17 protein-coding genes and 1 pseudogene are annotated in these 20,618 nt (G+C 31.4%); 14 read left to right on the top strand and 4 right to left on the bottom strand.

The genetic code is table 11. The features are described from left to right. Positions 1-76: 76 nt before the first annotated feature. The 11 genes from ACFX5F_RS04890 to ACFX5F_RS04840 all read left to right on the top strand — a co-directional run bounded on the left by ACFX5F_RS04890 (position 77) and on the right by ACFX5F_RS04840 (position 15,834). Positions 77-2,554 (top strand): glycoside hydrolase family 3 C-terminal domain-containing protein, encoded by a 2,478-nt coding sequence (locus tag ACFX5F_RS04890; RefSeq protein WP_379850467.1) that lies wholly within the window; start codon positions 77-79, stop codon positions 2,552-2,554. A 111-nt stretch (positions 2,555-2,665) separates the two neighbouring features. Beyond that, positions 2,666-3,484 carry a 3-methyl-2-oxobutanoate hydroxymethyltransferase gene (panB, locus tag ACFX5F_RS04885; protein WP_379850465.1) on the top strand — a complete coding sequence of 273 codons (819 nt, stop codon included), beginning with the start codon at positions 2,666-2,668 and terminating at the stop codon, positions 3,482-3,484. Between the two features lie 77 nt (positions 3,485-3,561). Continuing rightward, positions 3,562-3,912 (top strand): four helix bundle protein, encoded by a 351-nt coding sequence (locus ACFX5F_RS04880; protein WP_379850463.1) that lies wholly within the window; start codon positions 3,562-3,564, stop codon positions 3,910-3,912. A 69-nt stretch (positions 3,913-3,981) separates the two neighbouring features. Next, on the top strand, positions 3,982-4,671 hold the full coding sequence (locus ACFX5F_RS04875) for an RluA family pseudouridine synthase (protein ID WP_379850461.1): 690 nt from the start codon (positions 3,982-3,984) through the stop codon (positions 4,669-4,671). 75 nt (positions 4,672-4,746) lie between these two features. Beyond that, positions 4,747-6,075 carry an aldehyde dehydrogenase gene (locus ACFX5F_RS04870; protein ID WP_379850460.1) on the top strand — a complete coding sequence of 443 codons (1,329 nt, stop codon included), beginning with the start codon at positions 4,747-4,749 and terminating at the stop codon, positions 6,073-6,075. Then, entirely contained in the window at positions 6,066-6,803 is a 738-nt protein-coding gene (locus ACFX5F_RS04865; protein ID WP_379850458.1) for a nitroreductase family protein, read from the top strand. The genes ACFX5F_RS04870 and ACFX5F_RS04865 overlap by 10 nt, the downstream gene beginning before the upstream one ends. A gap of 34 nt (positions 6,804-6,837) precedes the next feature. Next, complete coding sequence (locus ACFX5F_RS04860) at positions 6,838-7,608, top strand: DUF2189 domain-containing protein (protein WP_379850456.1); 771 nt, start codon at positions 6,838-6,840, stop codon at positions 7,606-7,608. 279 nt (positions 7,609-7,887) lie between these two features. Continuing rightward, complete coding sequence (locus ACFX5F_RS04855) at positions 7,888-11,802, top strand: PAS domain S-box protein (RefSeq protein WP_379850454.1); 3,915 nt, start codon at positions 7,888-7,890, stop codon at positions 11,800-11,802. Between the two features lie 97 nt (positions 11,803-11,899). Beyond that, positions 11,900-12,751: a KPN_02809 family neutral zinc metallopeptidase gene (gene ypfJ / locus ACFX5F_RS04850; protein WP_379850452.1), complete on the top strand. Its 852-nt coding sequence runs from the start codon at positions 11,900-11,902 to the stop codon at positions 12,749-12,751. 172 nt (positions 12,752-12,923) lie between these two features. Next, entirely contained in the window at positions 12,924-14,213 is a 1,290-nt protein-coding gene (locus ACFX5F_RS04845) for a DEAD/DEAH box helicase (protein ID WP_379850450.1), read from the top strand. Between the two features lie 331 nt (positions 14,214-14,544). Then, positions 14,545-15,834 carry a hypothetical protein gene (locus ACFX5F_RS04840; protein ID WP_379850448.1) on the top strand — a complete coding sequence of 430 codons (1,290 nt, stop codon included), beginning with the start codon at positions 14,545-14,547 and terminating at the stop codon, positions 15,832-15,834. Positions 15,835-15,952: 118 nt separating this feature from the next. Here ACFX5F_RS04840 and ACFX5F_RS04835 read toward each other — a convergent pair whose 3' ends face one another. Together ACFX5F_RS04835 and ACFX5F_RS04830 are read right to left on the bottom strand one after the other, a co-directional pair. Then, positions 15,953-16,651 carry a pseudouridine synthase gene (locus ACFX5F_RS04835; RefSeq protein WP_379850446.1) on the bottom strand — a complete coding sequence of 233 codons (699 nt, stop codon included), beginning with the start codon at positions 16,649-16,651 and terminating at the stop codon, positions 15,953-15,955. 135 nt (positions 16,652-16,786) lie between these two features. After that, positions 16,787-16,906 (bottom strand): annotated as a pseudogene (locus ACFX5F_RS04830) (magnesium chelatase subunit ChlI family protein); the annotation flags it as partial. 46 nt (positions 16,907-16,952) lie between these two features. Here ACFX5F_RS04830 and ACFX5F_RS04825 point away from each other — a divergent pair. Continuing rightward, positions 16,953-18,461: a recombinase family protein gene (locus ACFX5F_RS04825; protein ID WP_379850444.1), complete on the top strand. Its 1,509-nt coding sequence runs from the start codon at positions 16,953-16,955 to the stop codon at positions 18,459-18,461. 32 nt (positions 18,462-18,493) lie between these two features. Here the strand turns inward: ACFX5F_RS04825 and ACFX5F_RS04820 are convergent, their stop codons facing one another. Then, complete coding sequence (locus tag ACFX5F_RS04820) at positions 18,494-18,745, bottom strand: helix-turn-helix domain-containing protein (protein WP_379850442.1); 252 nt, start codon at positions 18,743-18,745, stop codon at positions 18,494-18,496. Positions 18,746-18,872: 127 nt separating this feature from the next. Here ACFX5F_RS04820 and ACFX5F_RS04815 point away from each other — a divergent pair, with 127 nt between their 5' ends. Together ACFX5F_RS04815 and ACFX5F_RS04810 are read left to right on the top strand one after the other, a co-directional pair. Beyond that, on the top strand, positions 18,873-19,403 hold the full coding sequence (locus ACFX5F_RS04815) for a hypothetical protein (RefSeq protein ID WP_379850440.1): 531 nt from the start codon (positions 18,873-18,875) through the stop codon (positions 19,401-19,403). Positions 19,404-19,491: 88 nt separating this feature from the next. Continuing rightward, positions 19,492-19,890, top strand: a complete 399-nt coding sequence (locus ACFX5F_RS04810) for a hypothetical protein (protein WP_379850438.1) — start codon at positions 19,492-19,494, stop codon at positions 19,888-19,890. 109 nt (positions 19,891-19,999) lie between these two features. On the opposite strand, the gene ACFX5F_RS04805 is transcribed toward ACFX5F_RS04810, so the two are convergent. Beyond that, positions 20,000-20,587: a recombinase family protein gene (locus ACFX5F_RS04805; protein ID WP_379850436.1), complete on the bottom strand. Its 588-nt coding sequence runs from the start codon at positions 20,585-20,587 to the stop codon at positions 20,000-20,002. Positions 20,588-20,618 lie beyond the last annotated feature (31 nt).

The raw sequence follows: 20,618 nt of genomic DNA, 5'->3' as shown, positions 1-20,618 counted from the left end.
TTTTTGCAAATATTGAAAAAAATAATTAATATTGCTTCATAATGAAGCAATAAAAAAATTACAAACAAAAAACTTTATGAAAAACCAATCAATTAAGAAATTAGCAAAAATCTCGCTACTTTCTACTTTAGTATTAACCGCTATTTCCTGGAATGAACATCCAAACGATATCAAGACTGAAAAACAACCGATTATTATTGTAAACGGATCAACTTTTAAAGATTTAAACAAAAATGGAAAACTTGATTTGTATGAAGATTACCGTCTTCCTGTGAATGAAAGAATCAAAGATTTGATAAAGAAAATGACTGCTGATGAAAAAGCAAGTATGCTTATTGGAATTGGTATGCCAGGATTTGATGCTGTTACGTTTAAGTTTACAACAGAAGGCTTTCAAGGAAAAGTACCGGGAGCTGCGGGCGGAACTTATGAATTAAAACGATTAGGAATCCCTACCGTAGTGGTGTCAGATGGTCCAGCGGGTCTGAGAATTAATCCAAAACGAAATAATGACAGTAAATACTATTATGCAACTGCATTTCCTGTAGGAACTTCATTGGCATCTACTTGGAATACGGAATTAATAAACAATGTAGGAAAAGCAATTGGTAATGAAGTAAAAGAATATGGTGTTGATGTTTTACTTGGACCTGGAATGAATATTCACAGAAATCCATTATGCGGTAGAAACTTCGAATATTATTCTGAAGACCCATTGCTTACGGGAAAAATCTCGGCAGCAATTGTAAACGGTATTCAATCAAATGGTGTTGGAACTTCTATTAAACATTTTGCAGCCAACAATCAGGAAAGAAATAGAATGGGTATTAATGCTCATGTAAGCGAAAGAGCACTGCGTGAAATTTATTTGAGAGGTTTTGAAATTTCAGTAAAAGAAGCACAACCTTGGACTATAATGTCGTCTTATAACTTAATTAATGGTACTTATACTTCTCAACGAAAAGATTTATTAACTACAGTTTTAAGAAATGAATGGGGATTTAAAGGTCTGGTAATGACTGATTGGTTCGGTGGGTATGATGGATTTGGTGGCTCAAATGGCCCATTTTCTCCAAATTCAGTGAGTAACGTTACAGCGCAATTATCAGCTGGAAATGATTTATTGATGCCTGGAGTGCCTTCTCAAAAACAAGCAATTTTAGACAACATGAAAAGCGGAAAATTATCTGCAGCAGTTGTTAATACAGATTTAACTCGAATCTTAGAATTGGTAATGAGATCACCATCAATGAACAATTACAAATATTCTGATAAGCCAAACTTAAAAGAAAATGCAGAAGTAACAAGACAAGCTGCTGCTGAAGGAACAATTTTATTGAAAAATGAAAAAAATACTCTGCCATTTACCTCTAAATCTGCTCCGTTAGCCATTTTTGGATTAACTTCTTACGATTTTATATCAGGCGGAACAGGGAGTGGTGACGTTAACGAAGCATACACTATCTCATTAATTGACGGATTAACTAATTCAGGATTTGCAATAGATAAGGAGCTAGAAGGCTTGTACAAGCCTTATGCAGCAGATCAAAAAGCAAAAGAATTGGAACGTCGTGAAAAGAATGGTGGATTATTGGCTACTCCAAAACGACTTTTGGAATTGGAATTAAGCAAGGAAATTATTGAAAATAAAGCCAATTCATCTGAACTTGCTTTAATCACAATAGGAAGAAATGCAGGTGAAGGTGATGACAGAAAAGTGGAAGACGACTTTAATTTAGCCGCTGACGAAGTAAATTTAATCAACAGTGTTTCCCAAGCTTTTCACGCTAAAGGCAAAAAAGTTGTTGTTGTATTGAATATTGGTGGTGTAATTGAAACTGCTAGTTGGAGAGACAAAGTAGATGCAATCCTTTTGCCTTGGCAACCGGGTCAAGAAGGTGGAAATTCTGTAGCCGATGTTTTCTCTGGAAACGTAACTCCTTCCGGAAAATTAACAATGACTTTTCCAGTAAAATATGAAGACACGCCTTCATTTAAGAATTGGATAGGAACACCTGCTGAAAATCCTACAAGTGTATCGTATGAAGAAGGTGTTTATGTAGGATATCGATATTTTAATACTTTTGCTGTGAAACCTTCTTATGAATTTGGTTACGGATTGTCTTACACTACATTTGAGTATTCTACTATTAAATTAAGCGAGCCAACATTCACAAATAAAATGAATATTTCCGTTACCATTAAAAACACTGGAAAAAAAGCAGGAAAAGAAGTCGTTCAACTTTATTTATCAGCTCCTTCAAAAAAAATTGATAAACCAAAAGAAGAATTAAAAGCGTTCGGCAAAACCAAAACATTACAACCGGGAGAGAGCCAAACGATTACTTTGGAATTAAATGCTAAAAATTTAGCCTCTTTTATTCCTGGCAAAAATGCTTGGATAGCCGAAGCAGGAAAATACAAAGTTTCCGTAGGTTCGTCTTCATTAGATATTAAAAAATCAGCTGAATTTACTTTGGCACAGGAAAAGATTGTGGAGAAAACGAATCCTGCATTTGATCTTGATGTGAAATTTAATGATTTGAAACACTGATTCTTTAAAAAATTAGTCTCTTTTATAAATGGATTCGATGAAAGTCGAATCCATTTTTTTTGTTTCATAACAATTTGTTTCACTACTTTTACGACTCATAAAAACACCACTATGTCTGTCGCAAAAAAAGATTACAAGAGAATTACTACCAAGTCATTAATTGAAATGAAAGCTAATGGAGAGAAAATTTCCATGCTGACCGCTTATGATTATACCATGGCTAAAATTGTTGATACTGCTGGAATCGATGTTATTCTTGTTGGTGATTCTGCATCGAATGTTATGGCGGGTCATGAAACTACTTTGCCAATTACTTTAGACCAGATGATTTATCATGCTTCCTCAGTAGTGAGAGCAATAGAAAGAGCATTAGTCGTGGTTGATTTACCTTTTGGAAGTTACCAATCAGATCCAAAAGAAGCGTTGCGTTCTGCTATAAGAATCATGAAGGAAAGCGGTGGACATGCCGTAAAACTTGAGGGAGGAAAAGAAATTAAAGATTCAATTAAGAAAATATTAAACGCAGGGATTCCTGTTATGGGACATTTGGGTTTAACTCCCCAATCTATTTATAAATTTGGAACATATACGGTTCGCGCTAAGGAGGAAGAAGAAGCTGAAAAGTTAATGGAAGATGCTAAATTGCTGGAAAAGCTAGGTTGTTTTGCCTTAGTTTTAGAAAAAATTCCCGCTCATTTAGCTGAGAAAGTGGCACAAAGTATTTCGATTCCCGTTATAGGAATTGGTGCCGGTGGCGGTGTTGACGGTCAGGTTCTTGTAATACACGACATGTTAGGAATGAACAATGAATTTAGCCCTCGTTTTTTGAGAAGATATATGAATTTATATGAAGGAATGACTACTGCTATTGGTCAATATGTTGCTGATGTAAAATCAAGCGATTTTCCAAATGCGAATGAACAATATTAAATTAGACATCTTAGATTATTAGACTTTTAGATTATTGGATTGTTAGATTATTGGATTGTTAGATTAAAAAAATAGAAATGCATAGATTTAAGGATTTAGAAATTTGGAGACTAAGTAGAAAATTTTGCTCCGATATTTATATTGTTACAGGAAATTTTCCTGATTCAGAAAAATTTGGACTAACAAACCAACTTCGCCGTGCTTCAGTTTCTATTCCGTCTAATATTGCAGAAGGTTGTTCAAGAAGCAGTAATAAAGATTTTTCTAGATTTCTAGAAATTGCAATTGGTTCAATTTATGAAATTGAAACACAATTGTTAATCGCTTTAGATTTAGGTTATAAAGAACAAATAAAACTTGATGAACTGTGTTTTAATAGTGATAGAATTCTGAAAATGCCTTCAAAATTTCGTTCCACATTAAAATAGAATTATTAGGAAAATCTTTTAATCTAAGATGTCTAAAAGTTTAAAAAATCCAACAATCTAAAAATCTGAATGAAAATAATTTCGAACAAAAACAACCTCCAAATTCTTCACGAAGACAACCATCTAATAGTGGTCAACAAGCGTGTAGGTGATATTGTACAAGGCGATAAAACTGGCGACAAACCTTTGAGTGAGGTGGTAAAGGAATATATAAAAGAGAAGTACAACAAACCCGGAGAAGTTTTTCTGGGTGTTGTACATCGTTTAGACCGACCAACTACTGGAATTGTTGTTTTTGCCAGAACAAGCAAAGCTTTGACCAGAATGAATGAATTGTTCAGCAACCGCGAAACGCAAAAAACATATTGGGCAATTGTAAAAAACAAACCTGAAAAAAGTGAGGATAAACTTATCCATTTCTTGAAAAGAAATGAAAAAAATAATAGTTCAAAAGCGCATATCAAAGAAGTTCCAGAAAGTAAACTAGCTAGTTTGGATTATAAAATATTCAAAGAATTAAATAACTATTTTGCTCTGGAAATCAATCTTCATACCGGAAGACACCATCAAATCAGGGCACAACTTTCTGCCATTGGTTCACCTATAAAAGGAGACTTAAAATATGGTTTTGACAGAAGTAATCCTGATGGAGGAATACACTTGCATGCCAGAAAATTAGTTTTTATACATCCCGTCACCAAAGAACCTATAATTATTATTGCCCCTACCCCCTCTGATTCCATTTGGGATGCGTTATGATTTTTTTTGTAAGAATGATTCATTATGTAAATTATAAAAATTAACTTGCATAGCCCTAAATAAATTGTGTGTCCAATGAATTACAAAACGAATATAGCAACTAGAAAAGAAGCTTTAACAAAGTTACTGAATGTCATTATCACTCATGAAAATGAAATTATTGAAGCTTTATATAGTGATTTTAGGAAACCTGCTTTTGAAGCGGTTCTCACAGAAACGAATTATGTAATTTCCGAGTTAAAAAATACCATTAAAAATTTGCACAAATGGGCAAAACCAAAAAGGGTTTTCCCATCAATACTTAATTTTCCCTCGACGGATTATATTTATAAAGAACCTTATGGCAAAGTATTGATTATAGCTCCTTGGAACTATCCTTTTCAATTAGCGCTTTGCCCTCTAATTTCAGCGATAGCTGCCGGAAATCAAGTGGTTTTAAAACCTTCTGAGCTTACTCCAAAAACATCAGAAATAATCACAAAAATAATCGAAAAAACATTTCCGGTTAATCACGTAGAAGTTATCGAAGGCGGCCTTGAAGTCTCTCAAAATCTGCTATCTCAACGCTGGGATTATATCTTTTTTACGGGTAGTGTTCCTGTGGGGAAAATCGTGGCAAAAGCCGCAGCCGAAAATCTAACTCCCGTAACACTTGAACTTGGAGGTAAAAACCCTTGTATCATTGATAATACTGCCAATTTAAAGCTGGCTGCAAAAAGAATTGTTTGGGGGAAATTTATAAATGCAGGTCAAACGTGCATTGCACCAGATTATATCTTAATTCAGAAAAATATGAAAAGTCATTTCGTAGATTTCCTAAAATTAGAAATCACGAAAGCCTATGGTGAAAATCCAAAATCATCCCCAGATTATGCCAGAATTGTAAACACAAAAAATTGGCTTCGATTAGCAAATATGATTGATGATAAAAAAGTGATTTTTGGCGGTCAGATTGATATTGAAGATCGTTACATCTCTCCTACTCTTATTGATGAGTCCAGTGTGGATACTTTGATTATGAAAGACGAAATTTTTGGTCCATTACTGCCTATTCTTTCTTATGAAAATGATGCCGAAATAAATATTGTGATTTCGAAATACGAAAAACCATTATCATTATATGTCTTTACCGAAGACAAGAAGTTTGCACAAAAAATAATTAAACAGTATTCTTTTGGAGGCGGTTGCATCAATGATACCGTTGTACATTTTTCTAATAAAAGACTTCCTTTTGGCGGTGTTGGCCATAGCGGAATTGGTGCATACCACGGGCGTTTAAGTTTTGATACTTTTTCTCATAAAAAAGCAATTGTAAAAAAAGCAAATTGGTTAGATTTACCCATGCGTTATGCGCCTTATAAAGACAAGTTGAATTCAATTCAAAAATTATTAAAATGGCTGTAACCAATGAAAAATCGGTAAGTGAAGCTATAAAATATAGGCGATCGGTTCGGGTTTTTAAAAATGAACCTATTGATGAACAAAAAGTAAAAGATTGCATACATTTAGCCACACTTGCAGCAACAAGCAGTAATATGCAACTTTGGGAATTCTATCATATTGTTTCTGCTGATATCATAAAAAAAATTGCCGTTGCCAGTTTTGACCAAAACGGGGCTAAAACTGCTCAACAGATAGTAGTTGTTGTAGCCCGAAAAGATTTATGGCGAAAAAGAATGCATGCTAACATATCTTTTTTAAAATCCCAGTTTGGTAATAAACCCGAAGCGGAATATTCAACTAGAGAAAAATTTGCTCTGAACTACTACACGAAAATAATACCTACAATTTATACTGATTTTTTAGGGATATTGGGAGGCATAAAATTTCTTGCTTTTTACATCATCGGATTATTCAAACCCATTTATAGACAGGCCAGACAAAGTGATATGCGTATTGTAGCTCACAAAAGTGCCGGACTTGCCGCACAAAATTTCATGATTAGTATGGCAGCCCTAAATTATGATACGTGCCCAATGGAAGGTTTTGATTCTATTAGAATTAAAAAAATACTAGATATACCTTCTGCTGCTGAAATTAATATGATCATTGGATGCGGACTCAGAGACGAGCAAGGAATATATGGAGAACGCTTCAGAATTCCTTTTGAAGAAATCTATCACAAAATATAAACACTTAAAATAACAAACTTAAACCCTAAATTAAATGATGAAAACTACAAAGGAGAAAATAGAAGAAATAAAAACCAATGGTTACCACATAGATTTTGCAAATGTTTTTAATCACGCGTTTGAAAATTATAAAAAAATTGCCTTGTATGCCGGTCTGATGATTTTTGTATTCGCAATATTATTAGGATTTCTAGTTGGCGGAATACTAATCTTTACTTTTGGCGTTTCCGCACTAAACGAAAAAATGCTAACAAATTTAACAGAAGAAAATTTCACTGGTGTTTACATGGTACTATATTTAGCAATTTCAATAATGTTAACTTGCCTTTTCACACCATTGTTTGCAGGATTAATTAAAATGGCCCATTGTGGTGAAAAAGATGAGGAATTTCACGTTTCTACCGTTTTCGAATACTATAAAAATCCGTATTTTCAAGAGTTAGTCATTGCTTCCTTAATAATTACAATTTCTACCACTATTTTGTCACAAATATTTAATTTAAGTGGAATTAAGATAATCGGTGCATTATTTACTGCACTAATTTCATTTTTTACAATCCTTACTATTCCACTTATTATTTTTGGTGATTTAAAAGCTATAGATGCTATAAAATCCAGTATCATCATCGTTTCAAAAAAACCCCTTATACTCTTACTATTAATGGTTGTAAGCTATATCGCTTCACTAGTCGGATTTATTGGATGCTGTATTGGTATATTTTTTACTGTACCTTTTATGTATTCGATGTATTATGCAATTTACATTTCAATTATAGGAATAGATCCAGAAAATGAATTGGAATAAATAACTAAAAATTTAAAATATGCTTTTTATCAAAAACACAATCTGATCTTTTTTAGGTTGCGTTTTTTATTAAAAAAAATTATATATTACCCCAAAATTAAGATAAGATCATAAATCTATTCTTTTTAACCTAATATAGATATCCCTATGGTATTGCACTATAGCTCATTATTATTAACGAAACCTAATCTGTTTTTTTTTAGCTGGTTTTATAATTTTAGAATTACAAATCATTTTTTACTAATTAAATCACTGATTAATAACCATCTAAATTACTGGATGATAATTCCTATTATCATTTTAATGATTTTTTTGTTGACTTATAACTTTTCAAAAATTAAAACATTACTATACAGCAAGTCGATAGAGAAAAATTACAAAGAAAATTTAAGAAATAAGGAGTACCAAATCTATCTTTTGTTTTTAGGAATAATACTACCTATATTAGAAATTAATTTAGAAATTTTTAGGGTCAGACCTAAAAGCTTACTGCTTGTAAATGTGGGGATTGGTTTAGCATTATTAATACTCTATTTTACAAGTATAAAGTCAGTTTTTATCTTTAGAAATATTAAAAATATTTTCATAACTATATTTCTGCTCTATTTTGGTTTAATTTGTAAAAACCTAATTTTTACGCACGCCGATATTATCCCGATGGTAGCTTTTGTGGTTACTTTTTTCTTTTCCTACAGCATTCTAAAACCAACAAAATTGTATTGGTATTATGTTGGATTTGTTCTGCTTTTCCTTTTTACAGTGTTGGCATTTTCACTTGTACCATTAAAGACCATAGTTATATTATTTAATTATACTTTATTGACTTTTATTTTAAACTACATCAGATTTATCTCTGCTTTAAATATAAAAGATAAATTTCGTTTTAATGATGAAATTATAAATAAAGGAAATTCACTAATTATTGCTACAAATAAAAAAGGAGAAATTGTATTTTGTAGTGAAACGATCACTCCAATTTTAGGTTACACAATTCCTGAAGTAATGGGATTAGGATATTGGAACCTGACAGAAGACGCTGGATTTGTTGGCGAAAAATATCATTTGAACTTTAATGACGATCAATTATTTATCAGAAAGTCAAAATGTAAAAATGGAGAATACAAATACATTCAATGGAAAGACAAAAAGTTTTCTAATGATTTAATTATTGGAATAGGTCAAGATGTAACTAACGAAATTCATATTCAGAATCAATATAAAAACTTAATTCAATCTGCTACCGATATTATATATGAAGTGAATGAAGAGGGCAATTTCACCTTTATTAATGATTTTACCATTAAAATTTTAGGGTATGAAGAAAATGAAATTCTAAACCGAAATTATTCTGAATTTATACGAGAAGACTTCATCCAACAAATGATGCAGTTTTATGAAAGACTGGAAGACAATGAAAATAATTTCCCTACAATCGAAATTCCTTTAGTTAAGAAAACTGGAGAAATAATATGGATCTCCCAAAAAATTATTATTCGTAGAAATGATTTTAACCAAATTGTAGGTTACTCCGGTATTGCAAGAGACATCAGTAAATTTAAGGATATTGAAACTGAAAATAAAATTAGAGAGAAAAAAAATTACGAATATAACAGGACAATAAAAAGCTTGTCTACCACTAATTTTAATGATTTTCAAAGTTTAGAGGATAGCTTAAAACTAATAATCGAAGCGGCAGCAAAAGCTTCTAAGTGCAATCGAGTAAGCTATTGGAAATATACAGAAGATACAATCACCTGCGAAAATTTATATGATTTAGATACCAATTCGTATAGCAAAGGCGATGTTTTAGAAAAAGAAAAATATCCAATTTATTTTGAAGTAATAAAAAGTAGGAAACAAATTTGCGCTGCAGACGTATTTACTAAAGTTGGGCTGTCAGAGTTTACACAAAATTATTTTTTACAATATAAAATTAAATCGCTGCTCGATATTCCGTTGTTCAGCAATGGCGAACTGATAGGAATTTTATGCCTTGAGTCTAACAAAGTTAAGATAAATTGGGACAATGAGGATATTAATTTCGCGAGATCTATTTCAGATATTATTTCACTGACTACGATTTCCCACAGTCGCTATGAAGCTGAAAAAAAATTAGAATACAAAAGTGAACTACTATCAGCACTGACTTTATGCACGGAAAAATTACTAAATAGCAATGATATCAATGATATTTTCTCTGATGTTCTTGTTATAATGGGAAAAGCGACTAAGTCGCACAGGGCTTATTATTATGAAAATGATCCGGAAACACAATCTATCAGTCAAAAATACAGATGGATTATTCATAATATCAAATTAACCGACAATAATATAAAGCTACAAAATTTGCCTTACTCTTTTTTTGAGGAATTATTGACCCCACTTTTGAATAATAAAATTTATGAAGCAACGGTTCCAAAAATCGAAAATGAATCTTTAAAAAACAAATTGCAGCAAGTGGATGTGACTTCTCTTATCCTTTTTCCCATTTTTGTGAAAAATAAATTTCACGGATTTTTAGGTTTTGACGATACTTACAATGACCGACAATGGAATGAAGATGAAGTGAATATTTTACAAACGTTATCCCGAAATATCGCTTCATCGATAGAAAGAATCACTAATGAAATAGCAATTTATGAAAGTGAAGAAAAATTTAGACTACTTGCGAACAATATTCCCGGAACCGTTTATTTATCAAAATACGATACGAACTTAACTAAAATTTATATCAACGACGAAATTGAAAAATTAACGGGTTATCCAAAATCAGATTTTCTCAATAATAAAATGTCATTTATAGATTTAATTTATCCTGAAGATAAAGAACGAACTATTCTTGAACAGCAAAACGCTATAGAGAATGGCAAACAGATACATTTAACCTATAGAATTGTACATAAAAGCACTACTGTTATCTGGGTAGAAGAATTTGGAGACGTGATTTACAAAGAAGGAAAAATTGCTTTTATCGAAGGTATTTTTATTGATATTACCGAAACAAAACAAACCGAATCATTTATTAAAGCCAAGGAATTAGCGGAAGCCTCAAATAAAGCAAAATCAGAATTTCTTGCAAATATGAGTCACGAAATCAGAACTCCATTAAATGGAATAATTGGTTTTACAGATTTATTAATGAAGACAAATCTTGGTAAAACCCAAGAAAAATACATGACCACAATAAACCAATCTGCTAAATCATTATTAGATATTATAAATGACATTCTTGATTTTTCTAAAATCGAAGCTGGAAAATTAGAGTTACACATCGAAAAACAAGATGTTAAGCAGGTATTAAGTCAAATGATTGATTTGATATTATATGAATCAAATCAAAAAAAATTAACTTTAGAACTGAATATTGCATTAGATGTACCTAAATATTTTTGGACAGACAGCGTTCGTTTAAAACAAATCTTAATCAACCTGTTGTCAAATGCTGTAAAATTTACGGAAAAAGGCTCTATCAAATTAAATGTTTCAGTAGCTGAAAAAACAGGGGATTCTAGAGCTAAAATACTTTTTTCAGTTGTTGATACCGGCATTGGCATACTGGAAGAGAACAAGAAGAAAATATTTAAAGCCTTTTCTCAGGAAGATAACTCAACGACCCGAAAATTTGGCGGAACTGGATTAGGTCTTACTATCTCTAACCAATTATTAGGTTTAATGAACAGTCAATTACAATTAGAAAGCACAGTTGGGTTTGGTAGTGCCTTTTATTTTTATTTAGATTTAGAAATCAGTAATCTGATATCTGAGAACGATAATCAAATTACTATTCCCGATACTACCAGTGAGAGTCCTATTAAAAACAATCAAAAAATTAAAATAATGCTTGTTGAAGATAATAAAGTCAACATGTTATTACTTAAAACAATTATTAAAAACCTATTTTCAAATGCCACTATTTTTGAAATCCCAAATGGAAAAGTAGCTGTCGATCAATTTGAAATTATTAATCCAGATATTATTTTTATGGATATTCAAATGCCAGTATTAAATGGGTATGAAGCTGCAAAAAAAATACGAAATCTAAAATCCGGTCAAAATGTCCCAATAATTGCAATAACAGCAGGCACTGAAAAAGAGGAACGAGACAAATGTATATCGGCCGGAATGAATGATTACATTGCAAAACCCATAATAAAAGGAATTATTGAAGAAGCTATTTTGAAATGGATTAAATGATTTATAAAGATTAATTTATTGTGAAAATTTATCCTAATTAAGAAAAAACAATCTAAATTAGTGCTTATTTATAAAATATTACTTAATACATTATATTATGAAATGGCTAGGAAGTAGAGAAAGTGACAACGTAGAAGACCGCAGAACATTATCCGGAGGAAAAGTAGCTGTAGGTGGTGGAATAATCGGAATAATAATTTTATTATTGAATGTTTTTGGAGGTGAAAATGCACAGCTGGTGACCCCTGTTTTGGAACAAATGCAAGGTACCCAATCCGCGCAAACAGAATCCGGGATTCCTTTAACTAAAGAAGAAGAGGAATTAGGTCATTTCGTAAAATCAATTCTCGCGAAAAATGAGGATACTTGGGGCAAAATTTTTGCTGAAAATAATAAGGAATATATAAATCCAAAACTAGTGCTTTTTAGAGATGGTGTTCAAACCGCTTGTGGAGGAGCATCCTCAGCTTCAGGTCCATTTTACTGTCCTGAAGATCAAAAGGTATATATGGATTTGGGGTTTTTTGAAGAATTAAAATCAAAATTTGGTGCCAAAGGAGGTGATTTTGCGATCGCCTATGTAATTGCGCATGAAATAGGACATCACGTACAAAATTTGTTAGGAACCTCAGATAAAATGAGACAAGCCCAAGAAGGAAAAAGCGAAGCTCAAGCTAATAAATTGTCGGTGGCGCTTGAGTTACAAGCTGATTTTTATGCAGGTGTATGGGCGCATAATAACAAACAGTATATAGAAGAGGGCGATATCGATGAAGCTTTAAGCGCAGCCAATGCGGTAGGTGATGATGCCATACAATCAAAAATGCAGGGTCAAGTTGTTCCCGATTCATTTACGCACGGAACTTCTGAACAAAGAATGTATTGGTTTAAAAAAGGATATGAAACGGGTGATATCAAACAAGGAAATACCTTTGATGAAATTAGATAAATCAAGATTCATTTAGAATTTAAAAATCGGGATAGTTTCCCGATTTTTTTTGGGTCATGATTTTAATTGAACAAAATGAAGCAATAAAAAGCAGATCGAAAAAATTAGCAGTACCTTGCGACCAATTAAAAAAGTAACCTAAATAATAGTGTTTACTTTATAAACACCATTTATGTCATTTAACTCATTAGGCTTATCTGATGCTTTATTAAAAGCCATCAGCAAAAAAGGATATACAACCCCATCTCCAATACAACAAAAAGCAATTCCACCCATTTTAGAAGGTAAAGATGTTTTAGCATCTGCACAAACAGGAACAGGAAAAACAGCCGGTTTTACGCTACCTATTTTACAAATATTATCACAAGGTCAACAATTGCGTCAAAGACCTATTCGTGCCTTAATATTGACGCCAACAAGAGAATTAGCAGCACAAATATTAGTCAATATAAAAGAATACAGTGAGTTCTTAGACTTGCGAAGCACCGTTATTTTTGGTGGTGTAAACCAGAATCCACAAGTGACACAACTGCGTCAGGGAGTTGATATTTTAGTGGCCACTCCAGGTAGATTAATCGATTTGCAAAACCAAGGTTTAATATCACTTGCTAAAGTTGAAATCTTAGTTTTAGATGAAGCAGACCGTATGCTGGACATGGGTTTTTTACGAGATATAGAACGAATCTTAAAAGTATTACCTACTAAAAGACAAAACTTACTGTTTTCGGCAACCTTTTCAAAAGATATCAAGAAATTGGCCATGGGCATTTTGCACCATCCCGTTCATGTTGAAGCAACTCCGGAAAACACAACCGTGGATGCTATTATTCAAAAAGTATATCCTGTTGCCAAAGAGAAAAAAACAGAACTCATCATTAAATTGATCACTGAAGGAAACTGGAAACAAATTTTAGTTTTTACCCGTACTAAACAAGGTGCCAATAAACTGACGGAAAGCATGATTAGCGCTGGCATTAAAGCAGCTGCCATTCACGGAAATAAAGGGCAAGGTGCACGAACCAAAGCATTAGCGGGTTTCAAAGACGGAAGCCTAACCGCTTTAGTCGCTACAGATATTGCAGCACGAGGTTTAGACATTCCATTATTACCACATGTGGTTAATTTTGAATTGCCTAACATTCCTGAAGATTACGTTCACCGCATTGGTAGAACCGGAAGAGCCGGAGCCAGTGGAGAAGCTATTTCTTTATTTAGTCCAGACGAAACGGTCTTTTTACGTGATATCGAAAAATTAGTTGGCTTGAAATTGCCGAAAGAAAACATTAGAGGTTTTGAGCCAGATCCTAACGCTTCAACGGAACCAATTAAACAAGGTCAAGGAAGACAACAACGGAATTCAACTCCTAAGCAGCCAAAAACCGAAACTACAAACCGCACCAGCAACAATAGTTTTGGTCCAAGACGTCCACAACAAAATAATGACCGACGTTCTAATAGATAACTAATTTTTATTCTTTTTTAGGAGCAGTATGATTTCGTTTTTTTAGAACGTATTTCCCGCTATACATTACAAACCTAGTAAGAGCTGAACACCAGCTCTTACTAGGTTTTTCATTTCTATCGGGGCTATTGAGAGCGTTTTACTTTCATAATAGCATTTTGCAAATTGATTTTATAAATTTACAATTGCCAAATGATTTGTAAGAAAAAATGAATATATTTGAAGTAAATAGTATGACCGTTGTGATACATATCTACCCTAAATTTGGTGGCTTTGTATGATTTTGTCATATATATAAGTTCGCAGAAATTATAGAAAGACACGACAACGAATGAAAAAAATTATATTGACACTAATCATTTTGACATTTTTCAACTACACAAATGCTCAAAAAATATTAACTTCTGACATTACTAATTTTTGGACTGCATACGATAGTATCCAAAAAGCAAATAGTAATAAAAACGAAATTCTTGAAAACCTGTTTTTGAATAAAAAAACGGAAGGATTAAATGCGTTTATGCAAATTAAAAAATTTGACAAAGATGATTATTTAAAAGCATTTGAAAAATATCCACAGTTTTGGAACTCAATCAGACCAAACACGTTAATTGATGCGAAAAAAATAAAAACAATCAACAAAGCTTTGACAAAGTTGAAAAAGCTTTATCCAAATAATTCTAAAGGAAACATTTATTACACAATCGGAACGCTAAAATCTGGAGGGACAACAAATGATGAAGATTTACTTTTAGGAATTGAAAAAATCGTAGGAAATGAAAACACAATAGTTTCAGAATTTGAAAATGAAAATCTTAAAAAAATGTTTCAATTTTCAAAGACAACAACAATTGAACAAGTTACAATTCACGAATTTGTTCATACATTTCAAAATGACGGCGAGATTAATGTTTTATCAAAAGCAATAAAAGAGGGTTCTTGTGATTTTGTAGCGGAATTGACTTTAAACAAAAAATTCAATTCTCATTATATTGATTATGGATTTAAAAATTACGAACAAATAAAATTCCAATTTAAGTCCGAAATGTTTAGTCAAAATTTCGGAAATTGGTTTTATAATAGTGATCTAAGTAAAAATCCAGATTTAGGATATTTTGTTGGGTATGTAGTTTCAAAAAAGTATTATGAAAACTCTAAAGACAAAAAAAAAGCAATAAAAGACATTATTGAATTAGACTTTAATAGTGAACTTGCGGTTCTACAATTTTTAGAAAAATCGAATTATTGTGAAGGCAAAATAAATGTAGAACAAATAAAGTCAGCATATAAAAACAAACAACCAAAAATTATTCGCATAGTTGAGTTTGATAACGGAAATCAAAATATAAACCAAAACATAAAACAAATTCAGATTGTGTTCTCAAAACCAATGAACGAGAAAATTTCTATAAATTTTTCAAAATTTGGGAAAGAACATTTTCCATTAAAAAACATTGTCGGTTTAGACGAAACTAAAACAATCTTAACACTAGAAATTATTGACTTAAAATTCAATACAGAATACGACTTTTATGTTACAGACCGGGGAACCAAATCAATTGACGGTTATCCTTTTGCAGAGGAAGAATATAAAGTATCATTTAAAACTAATCATAAATAACTTCTGCTAATCGAGTAGACGGCTCCAACGGCTAGCGCATTCTTTGATAAAAAACAACTGAAAACTGTTGTTTCCAAATACAACAATAATGTAAAGCATTACTTTACAAATTAGTATTCTATTCATACGTACTCAAATCTAGATTAAGAATAGTACCTACTCTGCTAAACTCTTCATTAATCTTTGCATTCAAGATAAGTGGTTCATTTGTTATTGGATGATTAAAAATTAACTGATGTGCATGAAGCATCATTCCTTTCAGTTCAAAATGCTCCAACCATAATTTATTTTGTTTGTTACAACCATGTGGCCGACTTCCTAAAATGGGATGAAAAATATGTTTGAAATGTTTTCGTAATTGATGCATACGCCCAGTTTCAGGAATTGCTTCTACCAAACAATATCGTGACGTTGGTTTATTGTTAAATTCTAACTCAATTTCGGTACTTTGCAGTCGATGAAAGTAGGTTACTGCATTTTGTATAATGCCATCATCATTGGTTAAATCATAATCAATCGTTAGTACTTCGGGCGACCAACCACGTAAAATTGCTAAATATTTTTTTTCGACTTCACGTGTAGCAAAACGATCATTCATAATTTTTAAAACGGCTGCATCCAACGCAAATAACAAGACACCAGATGTTTTGCGATCTAACCGATGAATAGGATAAACGTGTTGCCCTCCTATTTGATTTCTTAATTCTTGAATAGCAAACACTTTTGCATCGCGCGCATAAAATGATTTGTGGACCAACAATCCACTTGGTTTATTAATTGCTATAATATATTCGTCTTGGTAAAGAATTTCTAACATTTGGCAAAAATAAAAGAGATTTCTATCGAAATCTCTTTTTTGACATATTTATTTCTATACTTTTCTTTTTTCCTAGCTAGCGCAATCGTATTCTCAATTTTGCAGCCGTGAAACATCTAAAATCTGAAATCTATTTTAGCCCAACCAACCATCACGATCCAAACTTCTATATTGAATGGCTTCAGCAATATGGCTGGAAACCACTATTGGGGCAGCATCAAGATCAGCGATCGTGCGTGCTACTTTAATTGTTTTTATTCAAATATTGCAGATTTTGCATTACATTTATAAAAAATAATTAATGGAAAAAGCAGTTATATACGTTAGGGTTAGCACCTTAGACCAAAACACAGATAGGCAAATTTTTGATTTAACAAACTATTCAAAACAATTAAATCTAAAAATTGATAAAGTTTTTTCAGATACCATAAGTGGATTTAAAAAAGGATTTGATGATAGAGAGCAGTTTAACTTAATGCTTGAATATATTAATAAAAATCAAATTAAAAATATATTAGTATCTGAATTAAGTAGAATTAGTAGACAATACATTCACACAGTAAATTTTATACACAACTGTAGTGAAAAGCTAATAAATATACATATCCAAAAAGAAAACCTTTCTACACTTAACAAAGATGGAACAACTAATGGAATGGTTCAAATGATGGTAGGTTTGCTATCATCCATATCCTCTCAAGAATCAGCTACATTGAGTTATCGTATAAAATCAGGAAAACGTTCAGAAGCATTAAAAGGGAACTCTTATCATGGTCAACTTTATGGATATGATAAGATTGACGGACGTCCCGTTATAAACCAAGAAGAAGCAATCTTTGTAAGAAAGATGTATGAAATGCTTTTACAAGGTTTTGGCTGCCGTAAAATTGCGACATATTTGACCGAAGCCAAAGCGGGTCAAAAGGTTTGGTCAAGTGCGACGGTTCATTCAATAGTAACAAATCCTTTTTTTAAGGGTAAGAGACGTTTTAAAGACATAATTATAGATGTTGACGCAATTGTATCAGAACAAGTTTTTAATGAAGCGCAGACGTTCATAAAGAGTCGTTTTAGATTTGTTAGTGATTCAAAACATACCAATCCTTTTGCTTCATTTATTTTTTGTGAGTGTGGGGCAACATTTCTTCAAACTATTATTAAAAAAAATAGAACTGATTTGTATAAATGTAGTGCTTCTTGCGGAGTTAAAAGTATTAATAGGCCATATTTAATCGATGAAATAAAATCACTTTTAGAAACCAATGCTAAATTGACTAAAGACAAAGAAGTTAGGGCAAATTTCAATTTTAAAATCAAATTAAATAAAGCCACTCTTTTAAAAAATGAAAATCGACTGCTATTACTTGAAAAGATGTCTCAAAAGAACTATGATTTATACACATCTGAAAAAATAAAGGAAAGTCAATTTGACAAGGCTTTACTAAGATATGAAGATGAAGAATTGAAATTAAATCAAATGAACACTAAATTGATTGAAACTAATAAAGCAATAACAAATAGTTTACAAAATGAAATTCTACACTACAGTGATAATTTAGAAATATTAAAAAATCAAATATTACCAATTCTTGATAAAATTGTCATAGGAGAAAAGCATTGTACTGTTCACATGAAAGGATTTTCAATGATGTATTTTTATATCTACAGAGGGCATGAACTTCAAAGTTATAGAAATCATTTAAAGAAGCATGGCAGTAATGTGGCATTTAAACCCTCGTTAAAAATTGAAGGACTTGATGAAGATACACAAATGTTACTTGATAATTATTTAGATTTAAATCCATATTAATAATTTATTAAGACCCTGTCCCTTTTTTATAATCAGAAATCAAAAAGCGTTTTTAAATCTACGTCAAGTGCTAAAGAAAGCTTTATGGCAGTAGTAAGAGTTATATTGGTTCTTGCATTTTCAATTCTAGAAATAGTTGTTTTTTCAATAAAGGATTCAGAGTTCAAATCATTCATAGCAGTTGCCAAATCGAATTGGGTCATTTTTTTCGATTCCCTAATTTTCTTTAAATTAATTCCGAATTGCTTTTTGTAAAATTCGATTTTTATTGACTCTGTTGACATACTTGTCAATATTACTCGTTATATTTACCCATTGAGTAAACATAAATGTCAACATGTAAATTTAACCACATGCATAACATTTAGATGCTTAAAATCTAAATCATTAAATATTAACAAATTAAAAAGAATGAAAAATTCAAAAAAAATTATTACAATTTTATTATTAGCATTGACATTTAGCATGACTGCTCAGGTAGCACCAACAACAGGTGAAAAAGTTCTAGAAGTAAAAGAAAGTCATGAAGGAGAATATTTGCAAAAAATAAGCCAAAAAGGATTTTCAGATGTAGTAATAAAAGCATTAACAGAAAGAGTACCTAAAAAATTAATTAAATATGGCTTTACCGATATATCAATTATTGAAGTAGGTCAAGTCCCTGTTCCCGAGGGATGGGCAACAAAATTAGGTAGTCTAACATCAAATAAATCTGTTGGTAAAGGTATGTTACAACAAGCTAAGACTTATAGTGAAATAGAAGCCGCAGTAAATAAAATGTATCAACCCGAAGATACCGATGGAGTTGATTGGAAATTCCAAGTAAATTTTATTGATAATATTTCAAAAGAGGAGTTCAAAATTAGAATAAACATGATGTCTTATAACCCTTTGTATATAATTAAAAAAAGTGATTTAGTAAAAGATTTAAGTAAAAGCTAAAGAGCTTAATCGGAAATTCAAATAGAGTAACTTACTCATTTTAACTATCTCTATATAATTAAAAATTAAATTATTAATAAAATTAACCATGAAAAAAATATTTTTAGGAGCTATCTTATTATTTAGCATAATGAGTTGTACACAACAATCTAAGTTAGAAAAATTTGTAGAAAAAACAGTAAAGGATAAGTTAAATGACCCTGATAGCTTTGTCTTAGTTAGTTTAAATCAAGAGAAAACTGATGTAGTCAATATTCTTTTTGAAAAAAATAAAGAAGAAGTAAAAACGAGAAAATTAAATTATGAGAAATATGGTGATGCCGATAGTGCTAGTAAATATGCATTAGCAAAGAAAATTGAAAATAATGTAACACAAGTTAATAATGGAAGTATGGTTTATGTATCATATACATATCGTGCAAAGAATTCATTAGGTGGTGTGGTAACGGACACTAAATTTTCTTTTATTGATCTTAGTAAAATTTAAAAGTAAAATTAAAAGAAAAAAAATAGACACTCAAAAGGTGTCTATTTTATTTTTGTATTGTACTTCAATACTCTCTTTACTACCATACAGTAATGAATGAATGTATTGATTAAATTAATGTTTTAATCTTTCGGATTGTATTTATTGAAAGGTCAGTCATTTTATTCAATTGACTTAATGAGAAGGATTCATTTTTGATTAATTTTATTTCTGCTTTGTATTTGCTTAAGAAATCGTCATTTGATTCGGTAATACCTTTTATTCTTCCTTTGTACTTTCCTTGCAACTTAGCAATTGCAATACCTTCTGCTATACGTTCTTTGATCGATTCTCTTTCAATTTGTGATACGTTTGCCAATAAGTCACATATCATTTTAAAAATTGGATTTGGTTTATCTTCTATTCTTGAATGCAATCCTAGATTCTCTATAATTAGATTTACACCCTCTGTGTTCAACAGTTCCATTGTGGATTGAATGTCATAAGCATTACGCCCTAACCTATCAACAGATTGAACGACAATTGTTTTAATCGCTCCACTTCTTACATCCTCTAATAATCTTTTTGCTTCTGGTCGTTCTGTAAATGGAATTACTCCTGAGATGGTATCGAAGTATTCAATCATTGAGGAATCCTTCTGTCTTGCTTCATTTTGTCCGCTTGTTGAGATTCTAATATATTTTGCTGTTGTTATCATTTTTTTTTGTTTTTATTAATAGTGTAAATGT

Origin of the sequence: Flavobacterium zhoui, assembly GCF_042787235.1 — a bacterium.
In the GTDB taxonomy this organism is placed as follows: domain Bacteria; phylum Bacteroidota; class Bacteroidia; order Flavobacteriales; family Flavobacteriaceae; genus Flavobacterium; species Flavobacterium zhoui.
Note: the sequence above shows the minus strand (reverse complement) of the source record. Positions and strands in the feature narration are given on the sequence as shown.